This is a genomic window from Coprobacter secundus subsp. similis, from assembly GCF_015097275.1.
Classification (GTDB): domain Bacteria; phylum Bacteroidota; class Bacteroidia; order Bacteroidales; family Coprobacteraceae; genus Coprobacter; species Coprobacter secundus.
Map to the genome: position 1 here is coordinate 1,748,780 of NZ_AP023322.1, position 20,061 is coordinate 1,768,840.

Annotated in this window: 8 protein-coding genes; 1 reads left to right on the forward strand and 7 read right to left on the reverse strand. The window is 36.2% G+C overall.

What is annotated here, in order from left to right; translation table 11 throughout:
• Window positions 1-167: 167 nt before the first annotated feature.
• From Cop2CBH44_RS06920 to Cop2CBH44_RS06950, 7 genes are all read right to left on the reverse strand, one after another.
• On the reverse strand, window positions 168-1,952 hold the full coding sequence (locus Cop2CBH44_RS06920; protein WP_021931159.1) for a T9SS type A sorting domain-containing protein: 1,785 nt from the start codon (window positions 1,950-1,952) through the stop codon (window positions 168-170).
• Window positions 1,953-2,035: 83 nt separating this feature from the next.
• Entirely contained in the window at window positions 2,036-3,193 is a 1,158-nt protein-coding gene (locus Cop2CBH44_RS06925; protein ID WP_021931160.1) for a glycoside hydrolase family 88/105 protein, read from the reverse strand.
• A 54-nt stretch (window positions 3,194-3,247) separates the two neighbouring features.
• Window positions 3,248-7,381: a hypothetical protein gene (locus Cop2CBH44_RS06930; protein WP_200755790.1), complete on the reverse strand. Its 4,134-nt coding sequence runs from the start codon at window positions 7,379-7,381 to the stop codon at window positions 3,248-3,250.
• A 41-nt stretch (window positions 7,382-7,422) separates the two neighbouring features.
• On the reverse strand, window positions 7,423-8,415 hold the full coding sequence (locus Cop2CBH44_RS06935) for a formylglycine-generating enzyme family protein (RefSeq protein ID WP_246469186.1): 993 nt from the start codon (window positions 8,413-8,415) through the stop codon (window positions 7,423-7,425).
• 66 nt (window positions 8,416-8,481) lie between these two features.
• Window positions 8,482-10,104, reverse strand: a complete 1,623-nt coding sequence (locus tag Cop2CBH44_RS06940; RefSeq protein ID WP_021931163.1) for a RagB/SusD family nutrient uptake outer membrane protein — start codon at window positions 10,102-10,104, stop codon at window positions 8,482-8,484.
• A 12-nt stretch (window positions 10,105-10,116) separates the two neighbouring features.
• Window positions 10,117-13,308 (reverse strand): SusC/RagA family TonB-linked outer membrane protein, encoded by a 3,192-nt coding sequence (locus Cop2CBH44_RS06945; RefSeq protein WP_200755791.1) that lies wholly within the window; start codon window positions 13,306-13,308, stop codon window positions 10,117-10,119.
• Between the two features lie 408 nt (window positions 13,309-13,716).
• The gene (locus tag Cop2CBH44_RS06950; protein WP_200755792.1) at window positions 13,717-17,754 is read right to left on the reverse strand and encodes a hybrid sensor histidine kinase/response regulator transcription factor; all 4,038 of its coding nucleotides are present in this window, start codon (window positions 17,752-17,754) and stop codon (window positions 13,717-13,719) included.
• Between the two features lie 365 nt (window positions 17,755-18,119).
• Here Cop2CBH44_RS06950 and Cop2CBH44_RS06955 point away from each other — a divergent pair, with 365 nt between their 5' ends.
• A complete protein-coding gene (locus Cop2CBH44_RS06955; RefSeq protein WP_021931166.1) occupies window positions 18,120-19,991 on the forward strand; it encodes an FAD-dependent oxidoreductase in 1,872 nt (623 codons plus the stop codon).
• Window positions 19,992-20,061 lie beyond the last annotated feature (70 nt).

Genomic DNA, 20,061 nt, shown 5'->3' on the forward strand with positions numbered 1-20,061 from the left:
TTTATATTTATGGTTCAATAACAGTCCTATACCTTATCATTTCACTCTCTATCGGACAATATTATCTTTCCGGTAAGAGAGATAAAACTCTGTTGCCTTTTAGACGAAAAGTCCGGAAAGAAAAATAATCTTCCGGATTTTTCATCTTTACCTAACTTTCATCAAACTCAAAAAATCACTTTCTGCCCATATACCCCATTGACATCTTGTACCTTCACAACATAACAACCTTTCAAAGACATAGGAAGGACAACATTTTCAGTATCTATGGTCGCATTATATACCAATGCTCCATCTAAAGCATATATTTGAACAATTGCAACATCATTTAAACCCAAGATCTGAAGAGCACCTTCGTTCGAAAATATTCGACAAGTTGTATCGATTGTCGACTTCCGTATACCCGAAACAGCCCCAAATTCGTATGCTCCCAAATCGAAATTACCTACACGAACCTTCCCTAATAAATCCATCTCGGGTAAAGATGTAGGTAAAGTCGCATTTGCAACAAATTCTCCCATATTATTCGGTGTATTTACTCCGGCATTTATCAACGGAGAACCCTCCTTTAATGACCAGTTAGCTTTACGGATATTATCCATATCTTCATCAGTTATTGCCAATCCCGGATATATAGTCGGATTCACAAATTCCGGATTTTCCCCTTCAGTTTCAGAGGTTCCTTCAACAAGAGGGAAAGATAACAATATCGGAGAATAGGTATTCTGGACACTTGCAATATTATAAATACCTGCACTATTATAAGCAAAACTTTCAACATAAGGATAAGTCCCAGACTTTACATTACTCTCTGCAGCCCAACGAATATTATTATTATAATCAGAATCTTGTGTGGGGTAATCTTTTCCTCCCGTAGTATTTCCCCAACAAATACAGTTGTAAACCTCTGTACAAGCTGCTTCAAAAAATATAGTATAAATATCGGCTACATTATTCACAATAGTACAATTAATAAAACGGTTCACTTCATACGTAGCATCACCTTTAGTATGCCCTTGAATAACACCTTGACCATCTTTCGTGCCATTTGCTCCTCTTGTAGATGCATTATTGGCAATTACACAATTTTCAACAATAGCCCCATTTTTATAAAATATTGCGGCTCCCATCGGCTTACTGCCTCCTTCAGATTTACAATTACGAATAATAGAATTTTTCAAATAACCTGATGGAGTCCTTATCCCGCAATTGTTATCAGAGACACCATATATCAATACTCCTCCTCCCTGATTCTGACCACCGTTATTGGCAGTCTGGATAGCAGCACACGATTCTATCAAGCAACCGTCAACATGTCCTCCCGAAATATAAATACCACCCCCTGTAATATTCTTACCATCGGTCTTATTCTCCGTGACTAAATTACGAAAAATGGTATTACGTACGGTTCCACTCCCCCCAATAGAACCACCTGAAGCAGTTTGTCCGGTATAATAATTATCAGAAATAGTCACTCCATCCACAGTAGTGCCACTTTGCATGCTCAACATAACAAAAGTAGAAGAAGCATCATCTGCCGATCCTTTCCCTTTAAAATTAGTCACATTAGTAAACTCCCAGGGTTCAACTATTCCGTTCCCGTCCACATCACTTTTAGCCCTTTGTTCTATTGAAGTCTCTGTCCCTATAAATCCTCCATACAAAGTAACATCCGTCCTATTATTATCAGCATTCAGTATCATAGTCGCCGAATTTTCATATACACCTTTTGCCACCCATACCTCATCACCCTCTTGTAACTGGTCAATGACATTCAAAACAAAATCAGAACTTCCGGAAGGAAGGGTAATCACAACATTATCGTTATCTTCTACAACATTACTCCACGCTTGAGTATCAGTACCTAATTTCACATACACTTTACGGGCAAACGAATCTGTTGCAATAAACGTCATACCCGCCAAAACCAAAGTAATCAATTTCGTTCTCATAATCATTTTTTTATTGGTAATAGACTTTCTTTTAAATCAAAATTTTTAAACAAATCAGTAATTATATCAACTCAAAATATCATTTAAAGATCATTGCAAGTTAATGCGTAAGCACACCATATCATAGGTGCAATACCATGAATATCACCCGTCAGAGGTACTCTATCTCGATAATATTTTTGTGTAAACCCGACATTCGTTCCCTCACATACATTAGTCATATCTCCATTCTCATCAATATATTTCACTAAAGAAAGCCATGCTTTTCGGGCAGCTTCTGCATACTCTTTTCCCAACCATCCTTTTTTTACACCTACAATCATAGCATATGTAAACATTGCCGAACCTGATGTCTCTTCCCACATAGACGGATCATCTACTAATTGAAGCCACATCCCGTTTTCTTGTTGACATTCCTTCAGCTTGTTCATCATCTTCAAATATCTTTTCATTATCTCCGGTCGATAAGTATTATCTTCAGGTAATATACGGAGCAATTCGGCCATACCTACTGCCATCCAACCATTGCCGCGTCCCCAACAGAAAGGAGCTTCCGGGGAATGATAAAACAAGCCATTACCCTGTTGTATCGAATCTAAATAAAAGACCATTTCTCTGGCAGCCCTTGTCGCATAAGTAGTATCCTTTGTCACTCTATAAGCAGCCCCTTGGACAGCCGTAATCATAAACATATCATCTATCCATATACGTGTCTGCCATGAATATCCATGCTCAGACCATTTCTTTTGTTCTGGTGTATATCCTTCTTCCGGAAGCTGCCACTGAGTATCGGCATACATCATCCCCAGTTTTTTATATTCTTCCTTACCCGTTTGCATATACAATTCCAAAGGTAAAGTTCCGAAAACATTATTATCTACATGATTCGGAACAGGTTGTAAGCGAGACTCCTCTGCCAACAATGGAAGAAAACGTTCCTCCAATCTATTTGTCAACTCTTTATTATCTACCGATTTTGCAAACCAGAGCCCCCCCACCCAAGCACATACATCCGGATAGGTAATATTAACTCTCGGCTCGTTAATACGCAAAGGATTCCCATATTGGGAATGCGGTTGCTCCAAAAAACGATTTACTAAACGCGTTCCGACAATTATCGGATCCGCATCCTTTGGAAAATGCTCTAAATCATACTTATTTTCTGCACAAGAGGAAAAGGCGAATATACATAGTATTATCCCCAAAGGCCACTTCATCCACTTTTGATTCTCTTTTTTCATAACTCGATTGGATTATACATTATATTTTTATATTTGATTTATTCTTTTCTCAAGTCAATCCGGATAATACCTTTCCGGAGATTTTTCAGCTGGTGTATAAGGTGGCATCCAAAAAGCTGACTGCCGCTTAAATTTCAATTCGGTATCTGGATACCAATTTCGCCAAGAAGCAGGATCCGTATTTTCTACCGGACTCATTCGGCTTTCTCCTCGCCCATTAACTGCTGTTACTGCATACTCATATACGACAAGCCCCATACGATTCTGCTCTTTGTTGTCAAGGCTACCCGGCAACACATACGCTTTTTGTATTCCGGGAACATTCGTATCAGTATACGTATTCTCTTTCCCTCGATAAATCATTTCAAAATTTTCATCTCCTTGCTTCCTACGGTAAAGACGATACTCTTGTACACCTAAAACAGTTCCCCAATTCAGTTCCACCTGTCCCTCATTCAACTTTAGCCACAATCCTTCAGGATAATGTGGTGGTTCAGCGGTAAAATATATAGGATACTCTGGAGCATAACGTGCACATTTATTCCCGTTACAGGATACTGCACGCACATGTATTTTCCCTTCTTTCTCATTCGGTAAAAAATAAATTCCCTTAGATGTCTTTCCTTTTATCTTCCATGTCTTTCCTCCATCATAAGAGAGCTCTATACGAACCGACCGACATGTAGGAGACTCAACAAATAACTTCACCCTATTTTTCTCATATTCTGTACGGATAATCCGACTGGACATTGGAGTTGCAGCCTCCTCCGTATATTCCAATGTGTATTCCCCTTTAGATAAATGTATCCTCATATCGCTACCCGAAACTGTCGAACCGTATCGTATACCATCTATATATAGTGTTCCACCGGGAAAAAGTCCAGAAAGTTCCAGTTCAGTATCCACCTCAGTCTTTAAGGTCCCGTTGAGTTCTTTTCTAAAATTTCGAGTCAAAGCTATTGCTGCTCTCCCCTTCGATTCTAACCGTACATCTAATCCGTCGGCTGCTATATGAGAGCCTTTGAACATTGCCAGTATTAAACTATCGGCACCAAAACGACGTATCAATCCAGCCTTTCCCTCAAATGTTTCGGTCTCTGAAACATAGCTTATTTCACTTCTATCTCGGAATACAATATCAGAACTTTTTCCAGTCGAAATATGAAATACACCTTGCGGTAAAGAACTACTTCCTGAAGGAATGAATTCTGCTATATCGGAATCTTTCAATATCGGAGCAATAGCATATTTCCCTCCTTCTACGTTCACTTCTTTTTTCTTATGTGTAACTAAAGTCAATAATGACTCGAACGAATCTCGATAAAAACCTCTTGAATTTTCAGTTCTGGCAGCCATCCAACCTCCTTTACGTCCATAAGAGGATAAAAATATAATTTTAGGAAACTCTTTTCCATTGACATTAAACCACGAGAAACGAGTCGATGCTCTCCAGTTTGTTCCGACTTCATCAAAAAGAATAAAATAATCAGTTCCTGCAAGCATAACACTACGGGAGAGATACTCAGGCCACACATATTTATCATTTTCCCCATCCGACAATAATTCAGCAAACTGGGCTACCCCAAAATCATATAACGGGGCTTTGAGCTCGTTCATTCCTATGGTTCTGAACTCTCCATCCTTCATCACTCCGAAATTTGTCAGTCCATCAAGATTGTTCACTACATGGTCTCCTGCAATTTCGTTTTCATGACCAGTAAATACTTGCCCTTGCGCGTAGAAATAAATCCCTCCGGTATTTCCTTCTCCTTGATTACCCCAGCGATAATTGGGACCTTTATCTACTTGATTGAGATGAATGGATAATTCTTCGGGAGTATCGACTCCAGCTCGTAAAACAATACCATGTCCCGTATATTTTGTACTTTTAAGATGTGGATTAGTTCCCGTTCGTTTTATGGGATGCATATTCAGATAAGGAGCATTCCAGTCGGTATCGGTCTTTTTCTTCTCCACTTCATCTCCTGCAGAAGATAGCCAAAAAAGATGTTCAGACAACAAGGGATCATAGTTTTCCATCCACTCCGCCAACTGAAAATAAGGCATATAAGTAGGTACAAGAAAACCTTTACTGTGAGCTCCATGAGGAGGATAACAGCGAGCAAATTCAGGACGAGTCAGACTATCCCCAGGATTCCATCCTTTTGGATAGAAATCGGGGACAAGCTTTTTATTCCAATGAATATAAACTGGTGCCGTCAACATATCTACCATCCAACGTCCACGAGAAGCCATGTACCGAGAAGCAAAGCGGTTTTTCCCGTCATACATTTCTCCTGCGATATTAGAATGGGTAACCGGGCGCAAAAAAGCCCAATTATATATCCCTAAACTTTCTACCCAACGCCCACCAAAACTTTCATATTGTTTTACATCTGGACGAGTATAGAACAAACCATTCAATTCTAATTCCTTTTCATAAAAATCTGCCCATTCTTTTGCCATAGGATGATCAGGAAAGAGGAACGATATCTGAAGCGGTATACACCATCCGTCTGCAGCCATATTTGCCGTCCCCGCAAGAGAATGACGTATCGGATTCATTGCTTCCAACATATTGACATATCCACCTAAAATGAACAATGCCTCCACTGTTTGGCGTTGAGACTCTGTCAACACTTTATAATAACGTAAATAATCTTCTACAAATTCAGAATATAAAATACGATGCTCGATAGAATGTACTCCGGGATAACAATTCAGACCCACAGGATAATAAGACATAGCCGAAGTAAGCATTTTTTTATAAAAATTTTCCGCTGAAGAAGCCGATCGGCTTTTAAAAGGATTTTCCGGCCGACGAGCATCTTCAGGATACATCAGTTGCCAATCCTTTATGCGATCAAGGCTTAGTAAAGCGTATCTCATCATCAATATCTGAGAATAGCGATAATATAAATCCTTGGGATCATTTTTATGATGCAATGACCCATTCTGCATATAAACATTATGTTCCAACAAAGACGATAATTTGTCATTAAACTCTGCCACTCTTTTTTCTCCATCATTTACTGGAAACAGCGACACAGCAGTAGATCTCGTTCCAGAAATTAGAGGATAAGTAAAAAATAACTTATGATTTTGGAAACGAAAATAAACGGATAAGTCTGGAGTTGGTTGCCAAATTCCATATTGACGATCGTTCCAGCGATTAAAATCATAAACAAATATACCTAATTCTCGAGCACTATTCCCTTCCTCCCAAAATGACATAACAGGCACCTGCTCTCTGACCGAATTTCCTCCAAATGGAGAAATTCGGAAAATCATTTTCTCTGCTGGATTTTCAATCCACCCTGTCCCTGTCCATCGTGGATCTTCTTTTGAATAGCTTGTATATATTGGTTGCTCTATTCCCATCCACATATCACGATTGCTTTCCAATGTTCTATCCCAATGAGTACCGAAGCGCTTCACCGGGTTAAACCCATTCCATTCCATTTCCATCACGATTTCATCCGATTTAGAAAGGTTAGTCATTGACTCATCCAGCACAGCAAAGGGATAATTCTTTACCAATTTTACATTTGCCTGATATTCCCCCCCATTTGAAAATCGATAAGATATTTTAAAAAGAGAATACAATGGTCCATTCTCTACAATTTCAGTATGATATGACAATATACGGTTATACTTCGATTTTATCCTATTACAACCCATCCAATCATTACCCACATTCATTGATAATATCGGAGCAGGAACATTTTCAGAAATACTCTCTGATGTTATTGGAATCCTCAGCTGTATCTTATCACCAAAAACTTCATAATATGATTCTTTTTGTAAAATCTTCATCGGGACTATAGCTTTTCTTTCCGACGGACGACAACATAATTCATAGCTATAGCTTCCATTCGATGGTAATGTTGCCATAAAATGAATTTTGCAAGACATCAGATTGTCATTTTCCTTTTTTATATCAGACAATTGATACTCGACTTCCTCTCCATTTTCACAATTGACAAGAACCAAATCTTCCATATTTACATTATCCTCAAAAGAAATCCGATATGAAAGCATTGTTTCTGGCCAATAATAAGTTTCGATATGGATAAAATCTTTATACTCAAAGACAACTTTCGAATCAGGAGAAAGAATATAATTTGTTGCAATACACTTCCCTACACCCCAAAATATCAGAAAAAATGAAATAAAGAAAACTTTCATTGTGTGATTCTTCATGTATATTTCAAACATTTAATTGTATTCTAATCAACTTTCGGATGTACCAACCTAAAACCAACATATTTATAACGAGTACTCGGTACAAAAGAAGCACGAGCTGATGATCGACATGCATCAGCAAACGAATACCAAGATCCTCCCCGACACACCCTCGTAGTATAGCCCTCATCATCAGATGGCCCCATAGGATTTACTTGATCTTCAATAGGATATGGGGCATACCAGTCTGAACAAACCTCCTGCATATTCCCAGCCATATCATATAATCCCAACTCATTAGGTAAACCTAAACCTACACTTCGAGGCCAGTGATCTACCGAACCATCTCCTAACAAGCTATTATCCCAATAACAAGCAACAGTACTAATATCGTTACTACCAGGATACATTAGCCCTGTACGTTTACGACCTCCTCGAGCTGCAAATTCCCATTGAGCTTCTGTAGGAAGTGCAAATCGTAACCCCGTTACAGCATTTAATTTCGCTATAAAATTATTCATCTCTTCATAGAGACGATTGTCGATAGGAATCTGTAAATTTCCCTCTTCTTTAAAAGCACCCTGATTCGTTCCTCCCATAACAATCAGATATAATTCTTGCGTTACTTCAAATTTGGAGATATAATAACTGGAAAGAGTTACTTTATGCACATTCTTTTCATATATATGAGTATCATTTCCCTGCTCCGCTGTAGCTCCCATATAAAAAGAACCTCCATCAACATATACCATATCTGATATAGCTTTTTCAATGACAGCTTTACGTTCTTGCATAAGTGTATGATAAGCATCAGGGTCAGTTTCTACATCTGGATCTCCAGCAACTTTACCCAATAACGAAACATCAATATTACTCTTATCTAACGGTACACCTTCAGATATGGCCCCTCCTCCAAAATATGCATCACCTGGTTCTGTAGGACCAAGAAATTTTTCATCGTCATTATCATTACATGAAAATGAAAGAAATATCATGGCACAAGCCATTACTTTCCAAATATTTTTGCTTTTAATCATAATCTTAGAATGTTAACAAGTTCAAAAAAATAACTTTAAAAAAGTAGTCTTCAGATTTTACCTTTTTTAATAACCTTCATTTTGCCACAGTATATTTTCATTATTGTACGCCACTATATCGATATAAGGTATCGGAGCAAGATGGTGATATTTTTTCATTCCGTACATCGGAGTCTCTGTAGACTCATCATAACCTTCATCTTGCAATGCAAAATGTTCCGCAATTTTTTCTTCAGCCAGTCTCCATCGAACTAAATCCGGCCAACGTAATCCCTCAAATGCAAACTCTACAAAACGTTCATGGACAATACAATCAAACACTGTATTGTAATCCGGCAATTCGACTTCGCTAATCGGTTTTAGGCCTCCCCGTGTCCTTACCTCGTTCAGTATCGAAAATATTGTTGTCTTATTTGCTGCATAATCAATCTCATTCAAAGCCTCGGCATACATCATTTTTACATCCGTATATCGTAATATCGGAAGATTGGTTCCCCAATAATCAATAGCTGACGGGAAATTGGCCGAATCTATCAAGAACTTTTTTACAAAATAATAATCATAAACCGGTGTACTTTTATCTACATATAGGCCATTGACCAATGTCGCATCCCGACGCTTATCAAACACAACAACACTCAACGGATCATCTAAATTTCCCGAAATAAGCTCATATTTCGAACTATCTGCAATACTAAGCGATGCACGAAAAGAACCAGACCCTCCGGTAAATGTAACTCCACCCATCTTTGTTCCATCCCCCCTACGTAAATTCAGAGAAGAGGGAATAAATATTGAAGGGAAATAGGTACTTAATCCTAATGCCTGAGCCGAAGCCCCACTTAAATATTGCGTTTCCCAAACACGTTCTGCACTATTATTTTTTGCTCCGTCGAAACAATCAGTATAAACTGTTGCCATTTTATATAAAGAACCCTCTTTATCAATAACCAATTTTAACCATTCTGCTGCCTTTTCTGCCATCGCAGGTGTCGGTGTCTCTCCCGTTTTTTGAGCTCTTCTCTGGCTTATGCACTGATATAAATATAATCGACCCAACATCCCAGCAGCAGCATATCTTGTCACACGTCCAGTTTTGGTAGAAGGCCAAGCTTCCGGAAGAAGCTCATAAGCCTGCTTAAAATCCGATTCTGCTTGTGCATAAGTAGCTTCTTGCGATGAACGAGCAATTTTATGCGTTTCACTCAAAGAGAGAGGTTTTGTAATTAAGGGTACCCCTCCCCAACACCAAGCAAATTGGAAATATGCATATCCTCTCAAAGCAAGAGCTTCCCCTTTGATATTTGCCTTTTGTGTCTGATCAGAAAAATCTACTCCATCTATCTTATCCAAAATTTTATTGCATCGGCTCACCATAGACCAAAGATTTTTCCACGGATTCGACCACCAGGTACTATTGGATGATTCCATAAAACGGCCAATCTCAGAACTATTGCGACACTCGTCCGAACGAGCAATAAGAGTATTTATATACCCTGTTCCATTTTTACCAAAAATTTCATTCAAATCAGAATAACAACCGGATATTGCCGTCTCAAAATCAGTCGCTGTCAAATAGAAAGACTCATCGGTATATGCAGACTCCGGAGTCACGGCTAAATAATCTTCACAAGCACAAAAACTGCCGCAACACACTAAAACAAATATAATTTTCTTAATACTTTTCATTATTTTCAGATTTTAGAAGGTTACATTTACACCTAAAGAGTATTTTCGTGCCAATGGATAAGTAGAATAATCTACACCCCTCAATACCGGATTAGATGACGAATAGCTATTTACTTCAGGATTTCCCACATAATGAGTAAATGTGTGTACATTCTCCATAGAGATATAAAATTTCATGGCCCGTATTTTGGCTTTTTGCAATAGATTTTTAGGTAAATTGTAGGATAATGTTATATTTTTTATTTTCAAAAATGTAGCATCATAAATACGTTGGTCGGTTGTCGTATTTTCATTCACGCCATTAGCTCCCAAACCATAAGACAATGGTGTCTTTCCATCCCAGCTCATATCAACCCCCAACTCATAGGGAATGGGATCTCCTCCTCGGTAAGTCTGTTTATACGAATTCAGCCAACCGACCAAACAGTTATTAAACCTACGGCCAAAATTGATATTACGAGATGCCAAATAATACACATCCCCACCAAACTGTCCTTGTAAAAATATACTTAATTCAAATCCCTTGTAACTAAAACGATTTGTAAATCCCCAAAGCAAATCAGGCATATTATCACCATATGGAACCATATCTTCATCCGTAATCTGTCCATCTTCATTTGTATCTACAAATTTCAGATTACCCGGAATCTGAGATGCCATAATTGGAACTAAAGGTTGCGATCTGTCATAACTTCCATCGGGTCCTACAGCAAAATCATCTTCTGTCAATAAACCATCTGTGCGATACAAATAGAATTGAGAAATAGGCCCTCCAACCTGTGTTATAAAATAAGCGTTCCATGCCGGAGTTATGATATTATCATTCCCACCCAAATCGAGAACCTTATTCCTATTAGCCGAAAGATTTATCGTACTACTCCATTTAAAATCTTTTGTCGAAATATTTGTCGTATTTAAATCAATCTCCCAACCTGTATTCCTGATTTTTCCAACATTTGTTTTTGTAGTCGTAAATCCAGTAGTAGAAGGTATCTGCAAGTCATATAATAATGATTTTGTCGTATTTCTATAATAATCAAAATTAAACTGGATTCGGTTTTTCAAAAAAGAAAGATCCAAGCCTAAATCGACAGAAGTTGTATTCTCCCATTTTAAATCAGCATTAGCATAATTAGCCGGATACATAGCAGCTTGAGACTGTCCACCGTAAACAGTATTAGAAACATCGAATGTAGAAAGATAATCATAATAGCCTACACGATCATTTCCTGCCTGTCCCCATGAGGCTCTAATCTTGAATAAATTCAAAAAATCAAGATTTTTCATAAAATTCTCTTCACTGATTTTCCAACCGGCAGAAAATGATGGAAAAGTCCCCCACCTGTTATTTGCACCAAAACGAGAAGAACCATCACGTCTAACAGATGCTGTAAACAGATACTTATCAGCATAATCGTAAGAAACACGGCCAAAAAAAGATGACGTACGCACGGTATAACGCTCTGTTGATGCAGTTGTAGGAGTTGTCGCCAAATTCAGTGTATAAACATTCTCCAATGGCCACCCTGTTGCAGCAACCGTAGCCCTATAAGTATTTGTATTATCCAGACTTTGACCTAACATAATATTAATAGTATGTTTCTTAACATTCAAATCATAAGATAACACGTTCTGCCATCCCCAGTTATTATACACTTCAGAATAACTATTCCCAGAAGACACTTGTCCTCCAGTTGCATTAGGAGCTACAACATTGGCTGGAATAAAATATTCATATACAGTACTCCTTATGTTATTATTATATATCGACTTAAACGATAACCCTTTTATAATATCATACTGGAACCATGCAGATGCATTCAACCGATTATCACCTTTATTATCGGTTACTTGCATCAACCTTTCATATGGATTTACATAATTAGGATAATCGGCATTATACCCGAAATCACGAGTATTTTCATCAATGCCTATTAAGCATGGATACTGTAAAGCTGTTAATATCACTTTATCTTTACCTTCAGATTCCCCTCGTCGTTGTTTTGCCACTGACGGAGCTAAATTCACTCCCAACCTAAGCTTTTTCGTTATATTCAATGTTCCATTCAGTCGAAAATTGATTCTATGATAATCAGTATTCTTCACTATACCGACTTGTTCCATATAACCACCTGACATATATATACTGCCCATATCACTTTTGCCCGACGCAGACAATTGATAACTCTGAACCGGTGCTGTACGTAAAATTTCGTCAATCCAATTCGTTTGGTTAATATTGGGGTTCAGACGCCAATCTGGAGTGTCAGAATTCGGGTTCAACAACCATGATTCTGGAATCTGATAATTGGTAGGACGATTTTTATTAGGAGTCATCATCGAATTCAGCCCATTAGCATTCAAATAATTAGCATTCAAACAATAAATATTGTATGCCAACCATTCTTTAGGGCTCATAACCTCTGGCAAACGGTCTGCCTTCTGAAGACCATAATAAGCATCAAAAGTAACCACAGGTTTTCCTCCTTTGGCCACCTTTGTCTCTATCAATACAACCCCATTAGAACCACGCGCACCATAAATAGACGTTGCTGCTGCATCTTTCAATACCTGAATAGATTCGATATCACTCGGATTGACATCATTTAAAGACTCTGTAATTATTCCATCAATAACATATAAAGGAGGTGTTGTACTATTCAAAGAACTGGCCCCTCGCACCGTTATTTGTAAATCTTCACCAGGAACACCACTGGAAACTTGAGTCTGAACTCCAGCCAGCTGTCCGCTAAAAGCCTCACTAATAGTAGTCAATGGGCGGCTTTCTAAGGACTCAGAACTGATTTTTGATACAGATGTAGTCAAATTTGATTTTTTTACCGACCCATATCCAATTACGACTACTTCATCCAGGTCTTTAGTCGTACTTTTTAATGTAACATTAATGATTGAGTTCTTCTTCACTGGTATCTCTTGTGAATCAAACCCTACATAAGAAAACACCAGTTTATCTTCAGAAGATGCTGCAATTGAATACTTGCCATCTATATCAGTAATAGTACCTACCGTACTACCTTTCACCAACACACTCGCTCCAATAACCGATTCCCCATTCTGATCGACTACTGTACCCGAAATCTTTTTTTGATGCTTACTTTCATTTGTGTTTTGCTTCGTCTGGGCAGCCAAACTAACACAGAAAAACAACAAGAACAGATTAATTACAATTTTTGATAAATTCATTTTCGATAAAACTTAAGGTTAACATCTGAAAGAAAAGTTTTTTATCTTGCTCTACTTTCAAATTTTACTATATTATTATATAAATATTATATCAACTTAAAAAAATCATGTTTTTCATCTAAAGAACAATAAAATCTCCTTTTTCCCTTGCTATTACAAAAATAGAATGAGTACGTATAACCCTATTGGAAAATAGTATCAAAATCATGGAAAATAGTATCTAGCTAAATATATCGCTATTAATCAACATATTAATTATACAAACTGTCATTCCTTTTTCTAAAAAACAAGATGAAATATCCCTCCACTATCCCCCAAAATACATAATAAACAATATACTTTGCTCAAAATATTCCTATAATATATATTGAAAATTATCAAATAATATATCATCAATGCAAATACATTTTATATTCCTTTATCTACATGACGATTTTTCAAAAAATCTGTTGGAGAAATATTATATACGGACTTAAATGTTTTACTGAAATAAGCAGGGTCCGAAAACCCTACCTTATAAGCGACTTCTGATATAGACAATTTATTTTTAAGTAATAATTTCACTGCCATTTTCATTCGTAATTGTAAAATAAGCTTATTAGGAGTAGAATTTGATATAGCTTTTGTCTTTCTAAAAAACTGGGCTCTACTCATTCCCAAATTCTGGCATATTTCATCAATTGAAAAATCTGAATTAGAAATATTTTTCTCAACCAACTCCATCAGTTTTTGCATAAACAAATCATCTTGTGATACAACCTCATCTTCCTCACTTAGGCCTGGAGTCAACAATTGGGTAGTAAATAACTGACGTAGTCTTTCTCTATTTTGGATTATATTTTTAACACGGACATTCAGAAGATGTGCATCAAAAGGTTTCAAAATATAATCATCAGCTTTATGCTCATACCCCTCCTCAATATGTTCATTCATCACCTTGGCTGTCAATAATATTACAGGAATATGTGCTGTACGGATATCATCTTTTATTTTATCACACATTTCTATACCACTCATATTGGGCATCATAACATCACTAATAATAAGATTTGGAAGCTGTTCAAGAGCTATAGCATATCCTTCCTTTCCATCAGCAGCTTCTAAAATAAAAAAGTCCTTTTCCAGTTGAGATTTTATATACAAACGCAAATCGGCATCATCTTCTACAACCAATACCCAAGATTTGGACCTATCCGATAAAGACGAGTCTGGCAGAACCTCTTCTTCGTCAAACAATGTTTCTTCCTTTATCGGATGTGATATCACATCCTTGAAATTTCCTTCGACAATTTCCGAATTATTTTCCACATAATGTTCTTTACCTAAAAATAAAGAAATATAAAATGTAGTACCCTTCCCTTTTTCACTTTCTACCCAAATATTTCCACCATGCAATTTGACAATATATTGTACCAAACTCAATCCTATACCAGAACCAAACATACCGCTGTGCGTTCCTTGGTGAACTTGATAAAACGGCTCAAAAATATGATGAATATCTTCCTCCGAAATACCTTCACCATTATCACTAATCATGAAATAAAAAAATTCATTCAACTCATAACTTCTTATACTAATTTGGCCGCATTCTCCCGTATATTTTATAGCATTTGAAAGTAAATTTGATATAACTTTTTCCATCATTTCAACATCAAACCAAACATTATCCTCCTTATATAAGTTTTCATAATGTATAGTAATCTGTTTCTTCGAAGAAAGTTCTCTAAAATTCTCTATTTGTTCCCAAATAAAACTCTCAACTGGAACTTTACTTATCGAAAGTTTCATAGCTCCATGTTCTATTTTTCTAAAATCAAGAAGTTGATTAACCAATAATAAAAGCCGTTTTGAATTTTTATAAATAGTACGTACAATATACTGCAATCTTTCAGGCAAAAATTTATCATTCATCAAATCATTTACCGGACTGATTATCAATGTAAGCGGTGTACGTAATTCATGAGAAAATTTAGTAAAAAGGTCAAGTTTTAACTGATAATACTTTTCTATATTATCTTTTTCTATTTGGGCAATCTGCTGTTTGTATTTATACGTCTTACGATTAATAATATATTTTATTATAAACAATAATAAGGCAAATACTACAAGAAAATAAAATATTTTAGCCCATATAGTCCTCCAAAAAGGAGGATGAATAACAAAATCCAGTTCTGTAACTATCGGGCTCCAAACTCCGTCAATATTACAAGCTTTTACTAAAAATGTATATTCTCCATCAGGCAAATTACTATAAGTTACCTCAGGCCGGTCTGTATAATTCCAATTATTATCAAAACCCTCAAGTTTAAACATATATTTGTTTTCTTTCGGATAAATATAATTTTGAGTCGAAAATTTAATGACAATCGATGATTGAGAATAAGAAAAATGAACATTCTTTAGAGCCGCAGTACTGGTATATTGTTGTGTCTTCGGGTCAGCTTTCGTATTTAAGCTCTTTATCGATGTTATATGCACCGAAAGAGTATCTGACATCGCATTAAAAAAACTAGGATCAAATGAAACGATACGGTCGATTCCTCCTACGTATATTTTACCATCAGATGCTTTAAAAAATGAATGAACAGATACTTCTTGTAACGGAAAACCGGTCTTATAAGAATAATTTAAAATTTTCCCCGTTTCCGGATGAATAGAAGAAACTCCCGCAACAGTGGAAACCCATATATGTCCCGTTCTCTCATCCTCTAAAACTCCACAAATCATATTACTTATCAGGCCCTTCTCTTCATTATAAAGGACATATTCTCCTTTTTCAATGTTACAACAATACAATCCTGAACTATACGTTCCTATCCACACATTATGTTTATGGTCTTCAAACAGAACATTTACATTCTTATTGGCCAATGGTTCTATATCCAACTTATGCGCCATAAGATAACAGCCAGGAATATACTTATCATAGTAATATTCCAATACTCCATTCGTACGGCTACCAATTAAAATATTACCATTATATCTCATCAACAATTCCTGCGCTAACATATATTTGGTCAAACCTTTTTCGTTGGTTATCAAATCAGTTTTTATTTCATCTGTCTTCGGATCATAAATAGAAAGATTTTCTTCTGCAATCCATATATTACCCTCCATATCTTTTACCATGCTTCTGACCTGAGATGTAGGAGGGATACTAATCCTCTTGCAGTCTTTCCTTTTTTCTAAATCAAAAATATAAGTTCCTCTATTTAACAAGTAGAAATAGAATAAATCAGACCTCTCTTTAAAAATATAATAAAGTTCACTATCTTTATTTTTCTGTAACACATGAGACTGAATATTAAAATAAGAAGTCTTATCCGTTTTCATGTCTAATAAACTCAATCCACGTTCATGTCCAATCCATATAACGCCATTATTTTCTACAATATTACCTACTACGCCTACTGGCAAACCTTTATCCGTAGCCAAATCATATGACTTAAATAAATAATGGTTCGGATTATAATATTTTAACCCTTTATTAAAAGTTCCAAACCAGAATGCACCATCTCCATCTTTATAAACGCTCATTATACGATGGTATAAAAGTCGATCTGCCAAAAATCCATCCGAATTACTACAAAATACCATATTATTGGTATTAAAAGGTAACAACCCATTATCTGTTCCTAATACCAATGTTGTATCATTATACTCAATAATAGTGTGGATTTGCCCACTATCCGAATATATTCCCGATGGTATCTTTATTTTTACAGGTATAATCTGTCGAGAATGGTGGTCATACACAAAGAAATTATAAAGATCTGCTCCTAACCAAACTCTCCCTTTGCTATCCATAAAAATATCATTGACAGGATTTCTTTTATTAGCCCCATCTTTTTCAAGATAACTTACTTCATGAGTTCTAAGATCAATCAATGTAAAACCTTTGCCCAATACCTCAGCCATAATAAAACCTTCAGCACATTTATTCATTCGATTGATATAAACATTTTCTAAAATACAACTTACTACTCCTGCATTTTTATCCAAAAAATACAGTCCATTTTTCGTAGATATCCACACTTTACTACTGGACTCCACATATATACCTGAAACAATTCCTGTAGGCATTGTTTGCCCTGGGAAATACGTATCAAGGGACAAAAATTCCTCGGTATACGGATCAAACAATTCTATCCCATTAAATGAGCCTATCCACATATACCCATTTTCATCTCCTGCAATAAATGTTATATCATTGTTAAAAACTGCATTACGTTGTTGTACATCAGAGCGATATGTTCTGATTTCATTTCCATCAAAACGGTTTATCCCATCTTTAGTACCAAACCACATATACCCCATCTTATCTTGATAAATAGCTTTTATAGTACTATTTGATAAACCATCCGATATCGAATATGTATAGTAAGAAGATGTAGAGTGTAAAACTGTGCAAACAAAAAAGAATAATATAAAAAGACTATTTCTCATATCCAGCACTTTATTATTCCCAATTTATATAACCTTATATTCTTAGAAGCCGTGTTTTTCTGTTATTTTTCAACTCCAATAAAGGATCTCATGATTAGGCTAATTATTCATAAAAAATACTGAAGTTAACTTGATGAATTAATTATCTAATTATGAACAAATATAATAAAAATATAAAACTTAAAAGAAATAGATTATTTTTTATATTTAAAACATTATATATAAAAAATTTATTTAAATATATCGATCCCCTTTCTCTTCCACTTCTATCATAGAATTTACAACAAGTTTTCAATCACTTACCTCAAAAAATTGTATATTTGCTTTTATAGAACAAATTATCATATAAAGGTTTAGCTCATATCATGAAACATTTATTATCACTTATCATCCTATTTTTAAGTTATTACACCCAGATACAATCAGCGGAACTATTTCTCGAAGCTGAAAGTTTCGAGAAAAAAGGTGGATGGTCTATCGACCAACAGTTCATGGACCTAATGGGCTCTTCCTACCTAATAGCTCACGGTCTCGGAACTCCTGTAGATGATGCTACTACTACCGCAAACTTTCCTCAAACAGGAACATACTACATCTACGTACGCACATATAACTGGACAAGTCCATGGTACACAGGAGACGGACCCGGAAAGTTTACGTTAACTATTGACGGACAATCTGTAAAAACAGAATTAGGAACTACTGGCAATTCTTGGATGTGGCAAGAAGCTGGAAAAATAAATATAAAAAATACACAAGTAAAAATAGGGTTACGGGATTTAAGTGGTTTCGATGGACGATGTGATGCAATTTATTTTACAACCAATAAAGATATACTGTTACCCGTTAGCGATAAGGCTTTGCAGGAATTTAGAAACAATGCTCTAAAAATACCATCAAAACCACAAAGTGCTGGTTCTTTCGATTTTGTAGTTATCGGTGGTGGTATCGCTGGTATTTCAGCAGCAGTATCTGCAGCCCGGCTGGGATGCAAAGTCGCCCTTGTAAACGACCGACCAATATTAGGTGGCAATAACAGCTCAGAAGTACGTGTTCATCTGGGTGGACGTATAGAAGTTGGACCTTATAAAGCATTAGGTAGTCTACAAAAAGAATTCGGACACAGCCGTGGAGGAAATGCTCAGCCCGCAGAGTTTTATGAAGATTCTAAAAAGGAAGAAATTGTCAAAAAAGAAAAAAACATTACATTTTTCCCCAATTATAGGGCCATTTCTGTCAAAATGGATGGGAAAAAGATAAAATCTATTACGGCCAAACATATAGAAAACAGTCAAGAAATAGAATTATCTGCACCTATATTCTCCGATTGTACAGGAGATGGGACCATTGGTTATCTTGCTGGTGCCGATTACCTCATGGGACGTGAAGGTCGTGACGAATTCGGTGAAGACATAGCTCCTGCCAAAGCAGATAAAATGACTATGGGAGCTTCCGTACAATGGTATTCGAAAAAAGAAGAAAAAACATCCAAATTTCCACACTTCCATTACGGAATAAATTTTAATGATGAAAACTGCGAAAAAGTTACCATGGGCGAATGGACTTGGGAAACTGGGATGAACAAAGATCAAATAAAAGATTTCGAACGCATACGTGATTATGGGCTATTAGTCGTATATTCCAATTGGAGTTATCTCAAAAATGATTTAAAAGATAATAGTGAATACAAAAAGAGAAAATTAGACTGGGTTGCTTATATCGCCGGCAAACGAGAATCACGTCGATTATTAGGTGACTATATATTAAAACAGGATGATATTGAAAAAAATGTATTTCACGAAGATGGTTCGGCTACTACAACTTGGTCAATAGACCTACATTTTCCCGATCCGAAAAATTCTAAACACTTCCCTGGAAATGAATTCAAAGCTGAAACAAAACATATAAATATCTATCCTTACCCTATTCCTTACCGTTGTCTCTATTCTCGTAATATCGATAATCTATTTATGGCCGGGCGTAACATAAGTGTAACTCATGTAGCTCTCGGTACAACACGAGTAATGCGTACTACCGGAATGATGGGAGAAGTCGTTGGCATGGCAGCCTCCCTCTGTAAAAAATACAATACATTTCCCCGACAAATCTACTTTTATCATCTCAACGCTTTAAAAGCCCTTATGACTCAAGGTGTAGGAAATAAAGAATTGCCCAACAATCAGGTATTTAATTTAGGAGGGACTTTATCTACTCCACAACCTTTTCCCAATAGATAATATAAAAATATTCGCCTATTATTGATAATAAAAAATGCTTATTTCTACATTTGCAATATAAAATCAAAGA